This is a genomic window from Allobosea sp. ASV33, assembly GCF_016428755.1.
Classification (GTDB): Bacteria; Pseudomonadota; Alphaproteobacteria; order Rhizobiales; family Beijerinckiaceae; genus Allobosea.
Map to the genome: position 1 here is coordinate 1 of NZ_JAELTI010000332.1, position 302 is coordinate 302.

Below are 302 nucleotides of genomic sequence, written 5' to 3' on the forward strand. Positions count from 1 at the left end.
GGAGGGCGCGATCGTCGCCCTGCTCGGCTCGAACGGCGCCGGCAAGAGCACGACGCTCAACACCGTCTCGCGGCTCGTGCCGGTGACGAAGGGGCGCATCCGCTTCGCCGGCGAGGAGATCCAGTCCCTGTCTCTTATACACATCTCCGAGCCCACGAGACTCTAGGCGCGATCTCGTATGCCGTCGTCTGCTTGAAAAGGGGGGGGGGGGGGGGGGGGGGGGGGGGGGGGGGGGGGGGGGGGGGGGGGGGGGGGGGGGGGGGGGGGGGGGGGGGGGGGGGGGGGGGGGGGGGGGGGGGGGG

1 pseudogene is annotated in these 302 nt (G+C 76.8%); it reads left to right on the forward strand.

Features of this window, described 5'->3' with window-relative positions:
- Positions 1-133, forward strand: a pseudogene (locus JHD80_RS27935) (ATP-binding cassette domain-containing protein); the annotation flags it as partial.
- Between the last annotated feature and the right edge of the window lie 169 nt (positions 134-302).